The following is a 4086-nucleotide window of genomic DNA, read 5'->3' as shown; positions in this document are numbered from 1 at the left end:
TCGTGTACATGATCATCGGCTTTATGCTGTTCTTCGTGATGCGCGCCATGGGCGAGCTGCTGCTGTCCAATCTGGAATACAAATCGTTCAGCGATTTCGCCGCGGATCTGCTCGGCCCGTGGGCCGGTTTCTTCACCGGCTGGACCTACTGGTTCTGCTGGGTGGTCACCGGCATCGCCGACGTCGTGGCGATCACCGCCTACGCCCAGTTCTGGTTCCCCGAGCTGTCGCAGTGGATCGCTTCACTGCTGTGCGTGCTGTTGCTGCTCGGCCTTAATCTGGCGACGGTGAAAATGTTCGGCGAAATGGAGTTTTGGTTTGCGATGATTAAAATCGTCGCCATCGTCGGGCTGATTGTCGCCGGGCTGGTGATGATCGCCATGCAGTTCCAGTCGCCGACCGGCACCGTGGCCTCATTCACCCATCTGTGGAATGACGGCGGCATGTTCCCGAAAGGCATCAGCGGCTTCTTCGCCGGCTTCCAGATCGCGGTATTCGCCTTCGTCGGCATTGAGCTGGTGGGCACCACCGCCGCGGAAACCAAGGATCCGGAGAAGTCGCTGCCGCGCGCCATCAACTCGATTCCGATCCGCATCATCATGTTCTACGTGTTCGCCCTGATCGTCATCATGTCGGTAACGCCGTGGAACTCCGTGGTGCCTGACAAGAGCCCGTTCGTTGAGCTGTTCGTGCTGATCGGCCTGCCGGCCGCGGCCAGCGTAATCAACTTCGTGGTGCTGACCTCCGCCGCCTCTTCCGCCAACAGCGGCGTGTTCTCCACCAGCCGCATGCTGTTCGGGCTGGCGCAGGAAGGCGACGCGCCAAAATCGTTCGCTAACCTGTCCAAGCGCGCGGTGCCGGCCAACGGCCTCACCTTCTCCTGCATCTGCCTGCTGGGCGGCGTGGTGTTGATTTACCTGATCCCGAACGTGATGACGGTCTTCACTCTGGTGACCACCGTATCGGCGATTCTGTTCATGTTCGTCTGGACCATCATCCTGTGCTCGTACCTGGTCTACCGTAAACGGCGCCCGGCGCTGCACCAGAAATCGATCTACAAGATGCCTGCCGGCAAACTGATGTGCTGGGTGTGCATGGCGTTCTTCGTGTTCGTGCTGGTGCTGCTGTCGCTGCGCGAAGACACCCGCCAGGCGTTGATCGTCACCCCGCTGTGGTTCATCGTGCTCGGCCTGTCTTACGTGTTCCTGCGCAAGAAGAAAACCGCGTGATGCAAAAAGGGGCGGATCTCTCCGCCCCTTTCTTTTTACGCCTCTGCGCTAATCCGCTTCCGTCGCCACCGCCGCTTTATCCTTGCGCCGCACGCGCAGCTCGCTGACCACCACCCCAATCACGATCAACGCGCCCCCCAATAACGCCACGCCCGGTAAACGCTCACCGGCGAGCCGCCCGACGATGCCCGCCCAGACCGGTTCACCGGCGTAGATCACCGTAGCGCGCGTGGGTGAAACGCTGCGCTGCGCCCAGTTCATGGTCAGCTGAATCAACGCGCTGGCCAGCCCCAGCCCTATGGCGCTGTACAGCAGGTAATCCGAATACGGCGGCGGCGACTCGCCGGTCGGCACCATCATCAAAAACGAGGCCAGCGAGGCGGTCGCCAGCTGTACTATGGTCACGCGGCGGATATTCACCTTGCCGGCGAAAGCGCCGATGAGGATGATCTCTGCCGCCATGCCCAGCGTGCCGGCCAGCGTCAGCATTTCGCCGAGGCTCAGCGTCATGTCGGTGCTGCTCGGCGCCGCCAGCAGCATCAGGCCGGTAAAAGCCAGCAGAATGCCGATCCACGACATGATGCCGGGGAAGCGCCCCAGCACCAGCCATTGCAACAGCGGCACGATCGGCACGTACATGGCGGTGATGAACGCCGATTGGCTGCTGCTAATCGTCTGCAGACCGACGGTTTGCATGCTGTAGCCGAACATGATCGCCAGCCCGATCAGGACGCCCGCCTTCAGTTCATACAGGGTCAGGCCGCGCAGCACGCGCAGCGAAAACAACGTCAACACCAGCGTGGCGGTGGCGAAACGCAGGCCGACAAAAAAGAACGGCCCGCTGACTTGCATCGCGTGATGCACCGCCAAAAAGGTGCCGCCCCAGATCATCGTGATGAAAATCAACACCGCTTCCGGCAGCCTGATCTGCGGAACCACGGCGGAAATAAAGGATTTTTTTGCTGCTGACACCGGCTTGCCCTTCCTGCTGAGTGCAATATAATGCACAGATCCTGCCAGTATGAGATAAAGTCCGGCGATGAGCAATACGGCGCATAACGCGAAAACCGATCCCCCCAAAGTGCTGCAGTACCTGAGCAGCAATCTGCGCGGCTACCGCCAACAGGCGGGCCTGAGCCAGATGGCGCTGGCCGAGCTTTCCGGCGTCAGCCGCCGCATGCTGGCGGGCATCGAGGCCGGCGATCGCAACGTCAGCCTGGCGGTGCTCGACAAGATCGCCGCCGCCCTGGCGATTTCCTTTACCGATCTGATTCAGGCGCCGGAGGCTCGCGGCAGCCATCTGGTGGGAGAGTTGGCCTGGCAAGGCGCACAGCCGGGCAGCCAGGCGCTGTTCGCCGCCAGCGTGCCGGCGCGCCAACGGGCCGAGCTGTGGGAATGGACGCTGATGCCGGGTGAGCGCTATGACTCGGCGCCGGACGCCGAAGGCTGGAGTGAAATGATCTACGTGATTGCCGGCACCCTGACGTTGGAACTGGAACAAGGCACGCTGACGCTCAGCGCCGGCGCCGCACAAACCTTCAACAGCGATCAACGTTACGCTTACACCAACCACGGTGACCTCCCGCTGCGCTTTATCCGCAACGTCGCCTTCTGACTGCCCGCCGGCCCGCGCCGGCGGCGGATGTCATGTCGCTGTCGTGCCGCTGTCGTGGCGCCGCCACCCCGCGCCTCCTACACTGGATGACAGTGACAGCGAACTCGGGAGTGCATCATGCAAAAGTACCGCATCAGGCCGTTACGTCTGGAAAAAGGCTGGTCGCAGGAGCAGTTGGCGACCATCGCTGGCCTCAGCACCCGCACCGTACAGCGGATTGAAAACGGCGAACAGGCCAGCCTGGAAACCTTGACCGCGATCGCCGCCGCGCTGGGCGTGCAGGTCCGCGATCTCAACGCACAGCCGCAACAGACAATAGAGGAGACGCCTGACGAACAGCGCCTTCGTCGCCAGGTCGCGGCAGAAGGCAAACTGCTGAGCATGGCGGTGCGTTTCGCCGTGATTGGCGTGATGTTGTTCGCCATCAATTGGTTTACCCACCCGCACTATCTCTGGTCGCTGTGGGCGATCGGCGGCATGAGCCTCGCGCTGGTCATGCGGGCGGTGCGCACTCTGCTGCTGCGCAACGTCTTCAGCCGCTGGCAGGAACAGCGGCTGGCGCAAAAACTCAGGCGTCTGCCGTGAGCGTTAGCCACTCGGCCAGCCGGGCCAACGCGCTGCCCGGTACGATCGCCTGCGGCGACAGCAGGTAATAGCCACTGCCGTCGGGCGTAAAACCGAACGGCGCACTCAACAAACCGGCGGCCAGATCGTCTCGCACTTGCAACCACGGGCCGATCGCGATGCCAAGACCGGCGACCGCCGCCTGCAGGCTGAAATAGAAATGATCAAAGCGCTGCTCCGAATGCCCTGCCAACGTCATCCCCTGCTGCTGCGCCCAGTGCCGCCAGGCATCCGGCCGGGTGGCAGAATGCAGCAGTTTAGTGCCGGGCCGCAAACTCCGCAGGCTGCCCTTGGCGATCGTCATCCTTGCCAATGCCTCGGGTTGGCACACCGGCCCAACCTTTTCACTGAACAGCGCCAGGCTATGCACCTGCTTTCCCCAATCGAAGTCATTGCGCCTGATCGCCGCCGTAATGCCGTCATGGAACGAAAACGGCCCGCCACCGGCCACCAGTTGTAAGTTGATATCCGGGTGCGCCTGCTGAAAAGCCGGCAGGCGCGGGATCAGCCAACGCATCAATAAGGTCGGTTCGCAGGACAAGACCAGCGGCGCGTCGAGCGCCTGCTGACGCAGTTCCAGCGCGGTATGATCCAGAATGCCGAAGGCCTGCTGCGTCG

General features: G+C 62.3%; 5 protein-coding genes. 3 read left to right on the top strand and 2 right to left on the bottom strand.

All coding sequences use genetic code 11. The features are described 5' to 3' along the window. The first annotated feature begins 2 nt into the window (after positions 1 to 2). Entirely contained in the window at positions 3 to 1229 is a 1227-nt protein-coding gene (gene cycA, locus ADK28_RS14855; protein WP_239686249.1) for a D-serine/D-alanine/glycine transporter, read from the top strand. Positions 1230 to 1277: 48 nt separating this feature from the next. Here cycA and ADK28_RS14850 read toward each other — a convergent pair whose 3' ends face one another. Beyond that, positions 1278 to 2201: a DMT family transporter gene (locus ADK28_RS14850; RefSeq protein ID WP_048795988.1), complete on the bottom strand. Its 924-nt coding sequence runs from the start codon at positions 2199 to 2201 to the stop codon at positions 1278 to 1280. A 67-nt stretch (positions 2202 to 2268) separates the two neighbouring features. On the opposite strand from ADK28_RS14850, the gene ADK28_RS14845 reads away from it, so the two are divergent. Then, on the top strand, positions 2269 to 2844 hold the full coding sequence (locus ADK28_RS14845; RefSeq protein ID WP_048795987.1) for a helix-turn-helix domain-containing protein: 576 nt from the start codon (positions 2269 to 2271) through the stop codon (positions 2842 to 2844). A gap of 117 nt (positions 2845 to 2961) precedes the next feature. Continuing rightward, positions 2962 to 3429: a helix-turn-helix domain-containing protein gene (locus tag ADK28_RS14840; RefSeq protein WP_048795986.1), complete on the top strand. Its 468-nt coding sequence runs from the start codon at positions 2962 to 2964 to the stop codon at positions 3427 to 3429. Here the strand turns inward: ADK28_RS14840 and ADK28_RS14835 are convergent. Beyond that, a partial coding sequence (locus ADK28_RS14835) for a LysR substrate-binding domain-containing protein (RefSeq protein WP_048795985.1) occupies positions 3413 to 4086 on the bottom strand: 674 nt, incomplete at its 5' end. The two genes, ADK28_RS14840 and ADK28_RS14835, sit on opposite strands and share 17 nt — an antisense overlap.

This window comes from Serratia sp. 506_PEND (assembly GCF_001076875.1).
Lineage (GTDB): Bacteria > Pseudomonadota > Gammaproteobacteria > Enterobacterales > Enterobacteriaceae > Serratia > Serratia marcescens.
Note: the sequence above shows the minus strand (reverse complement) of the source record. Positions and strands in the feature narration are given on the sequence as shown.

Bases quoted from the DNA above. Each gene is read 5' to 3' on its own strand.
- ADK28_RS14845 (WP_048795987.1), top strand. From the start codon at position 2,269: ATGAGCAATACGGCGCATAACGCGAAAACCGATCCCCCCAAAGTGCTG.
- ADK28_RS14840 (WP_048795986.1), top strand. From the start codon at position 2,962: ATGCAAAAGTACCGCATCAGGCCGTTACGTCTGGAAAAAGGCTGGTCG.